The organism is Acidovorax sp. HMWF018 (assembly GCF_003061035.1).
In the GTDB taxonomy this organism is placed as follows: Bacteria; Pseudomonadota; Gammaproteobacteria; order Burkholderiales; family Burkholderiaceae_C; genus Acidovorax; species Acidovorax delafieldii.
In genome coordinates this window covers 1-3,240 of sequence record NZ_QAIM01000112.1, presented here as the reverse complement: position 1 = coordinate 3,240, position 3,240 = coordinate 1, and the positions used below count along the sequence as shown (strand labels likewise).

Here is a 3,240-nt window from a genome sequence, read left to right as displayed (position 1 = left end):
CTCATGGATAATCCGATTTTACAAACCGGTCGTGGCTGGCGCCGTGCGCGCTGGCCAGGACCGGTCCCTTTGTCCGCTACCGCCCCTCAACACCCCACGTGCCACGCTGCCAGCCCCTCACCGTGCAGAACCTCACCTCCCTTCGCGCCCGGCCCGCCATGGCGAAGTCTGCACGGCTGCGGCCCCCCGTGCCCCGCGTGCTGGCCCTGGGCGTTGCGCTGGCCTGGTGTGGCCTGCCGCTGGCGGCTCTGGCCCAGGACGGAGCCGCGCCCAGCGCCTGGGATGCGCCGCCGGTGCTGCGCACATCGCCCCTGCTGCAGGAAAAGATTCCCGACGCCGTGCGCTCGCAATTGCCCGTCTTTGTGAAGGGCGACCACATCAGCGGCCAGACCGACCTGAACGCACTGATTGAAGGCAACGCCGAGCTGCGCCGGGGCGACACGGTCATCCGCGCCGACCGGCTCGACTACAACGTGCCCGAGGACCTGGCCAAGGCCAACGGCAAGGTGCGCATCAACCGCGCAGGCAACGTCTACGAAGGCACGGCGCTGGAGCTGCGGGTGGAGGCCTTCGAGGGCTTCTTCAGCGACGCGCGCTACCGCTTCCTGGCCACGCAGGCGCATGGAGATGCGACGCGGGTGGACTTTGTGGACCGCTACCGCGCCGTGGTGCACAACGGAACCTACACCACCTGCGAGCGTGGCAACGAGGAAAGCTGGCAGCCCGACTGGGTGCTGCGCGCCGCCACAATCCGCATTGACAACGAGGAAGAGGTGGGCACGGCCGAAGATGCGGTGCTGGAGTTCAAGGGCATCTCGGTGCTGCCCATTCCGTACATCAGCTTCCCGCTGTCGGAAAAGCGCAAGTCAGGCCTGCTGCCGCCCACCGTCGGGCTCGATAGCCGGGATGGCGTGACCTACATGCAGCCGTACTACTGGAACATCGCGCCCAACCGCGATGCCACCTTGCGCGCCGCGCTCATGACCAAACGAGGCGCCAACGTGGGCGGCGAGTTCCGCTACCTGGAGCCAACCTACAAAGGCCAGATCAGCGCCGACGTGATGCCCACCGACCGTCTGCGCGACCGTGTGCGCTGGAGCTTTAGCGGCAAACACGAAGGCGCGTTCGACACCGGCATCGGCGGGCTGGGGCTGAACCTCAACCTCAACCGCGTGAGTGATGACAACTACTGGCGCGACTTCAGCCGCGCCACCGAGCAGTTGCGCCAGCGCCTGTTGCCCAACGATGCGATCCTGTCCTGGGGCCGCAACGACATGTCGGCCACCGTGCGCACGCTCAAGTGGCAGACGCTGCAAGACGTGAGCTCGCCCATCGTGCCTCCGTATGACCGCATGCCGCAGGTGCAATGGCGCTACAACCCCTCGCAGCTGGGCGGTGGATTCGATGCCAGCGTGGAGCTGGACACCACGCGCTTTGAAGCGGCCCGCGCGCTCACGGGCCAGCCCAATGCCGATCGCAGTTACGCCATGGCGCAGATCAGCCGCCCCTTCCTGTCGCCGGGCGGCTTCATCACCCCGCGCCTGCAGCTGCATGCCACGCAGTACCAGTTTGACTCGGCCCTGTCCAACGGCCAGCGCTCGGCCAGCCGCACGCTGCCTACCTTCAGCCTGGACAGCGGCCTGGTGTTCGAGCGTGACACCGCCTACTTTGGTCGCGCCTTCCTGCAGACACTGGAGCCCCGGGCGTTCTACACCTACACGCCCTACCGCGACCAGAGCATGCTGCCGGTGTATGACACAGCGGCCAATGACTTCAACTTCGCCACCATCTACACCGAGAATGCCTTTGGCGGCAACGACCGGCTGGCCGACAACAACCTGCTGACCCTGGGCGTGACCACACGCCTGCTGGACCCCGACACTGGTGCCCAGGCAGCGCGCTTCGGCATTGCCCAGCGGGTGCGTTTCTCGGACCAGAAGGTCACCCTGCCAGGGGGCACGCCGGTCAGCGAGCGCCTGTCGGACCTGCTGCTGGGCGCGGGCATCAACTGGACACCGCAGTGGGGCTTTGACTCCACCGTGCAGTACAACCCCAAGACCGGGCAGTCCATCCGTTCGACCATCGGCGCGCGCTACAGCCCCAGCAACTACCGCACCGTGAGCGCGGCCTATCGTCTGCAACGTGGCACCAGCGAGCAGATCGACATCGGCTGGCAGTGGCCGCTGAACGACCTGTGGGGCGACAAGGGCAAGGACCTGGGCCCCGGCCGCGGCCAGGGCGGCGGGCGCTGGTACAGCGTTGGCCGCCTGAACTACAGCATGAAGGACCGCAAACTCGTGGACACCGTGGTGGGCTTCGAGTACGACAGCTGCTGCTGGATTGGCCGCGTGGTGCTGGAGCGCCTGCAAAGCAGTGTGACCAGCTCCAACACGCGCCTGCTGTTCCAGATCGAATTCGTGGGCTTCTCCCGCCTGAGCCTGGGCTCCAGCCCGCTCGACTCCTTCAAGCAAAATGTGCCGCGTTACCAGAACCTGCGCGAGCAGGTCTCCACGCCCAGCCGCTTCAGCAACTACGACTAGACCATGAACCACCGTGTATTCGCACTGGCCTTGACGGCCGCGTTGGCATCCCTCGTGGCGCAAGGCGCTGCGGCCCAGGGCCTGCGCCCATCGGGGACCTCGTCCTCGGGCAAGACAGGGTTGTCTTCCTCGCCGTCTTCGCTGAATGCGCGCCCTGCTGCCGTGCCCTCCATCACGCTGCCCGCGCCCTCCACCAGCACGGCCCCGCGCTCGGCCGATTTCATTGTGGCGGTGGTCAACTCCGAGCCCGTGACCAACTACGAGGTGCGCTCGCGCCTGGCACGTGCCGAGGCGCAGATCGCCAAGCAGGGCGGTGCCATGCCACCGCGCGATGCGCTGGCGCGCGAAGTCCTCGAACGCATCATCCTGGAGAAGGTGCAGCTGCAGCAGGCCCGCGAATCGGGCATCAAGGTCGATGACTACGCCGTGTCGCAGGCCGAGCAGGGCGTGGCCCGCCAGAACGACATGACGGTGGACGAGCTGTATGCGCGCCTGGCCCGCGATGGAATGAGCAAGGACCGTTTTCGCGAAGAGCTGCGCAACCAGTTGCTGCAGCAGCGCCTGCGCGAGCGCGAAGTCGAAGCGCGGGTGAAGGTGAGCGATCTGGACGTGGACCAGTTCCTGCGTGAAGAGCAAAAGGGCACGGATGTCGCCGCCATGGAGATCAACCTCGGCCATGTGCTGGTGCTGGTGCCTGAAA

2 protein-coding genes are annotated in these 3,240 nt (G+C 66.6%); both read left to right on the top strand.

The features are described 5' to 3' along the window. The first annotated feature begins 158 nt into the window (after window positions 1-158). Window positions 159-2,540 carry an LPS-assembly protein LptD gene (locus DBR23_RS04010; RefSeq protein WP_108497390.1) on the top strand — a complete coding sequence of 794 codons (2,382 nt, stop codon included), beginning with the start codon at window positions 159-161 and terminating at the stop codon, window positions 2,538-2,540. A gap of 3 nt (window positions 2,541-2,543) precedes the next feature. After that, window positions 2,544-3,240, top strand: a 697-nt coding sequence (locus DBR23_RS04005) for a SurA N-terminal domain-containing protein (RefSeq protein WP_199227628.1), incomplete at its 3' end; no start/stop codon positions are given.

Excerpts from the sequence above, each read along its gene's own strand:
- DBR23_RS04010 (WP_108497390.1), top strand. The coding sequence starts at position 159 with ATGGCGAAGTCTGCACGGCTGCGGCCCCCCGTGCCCCGCGTGCTGGCC.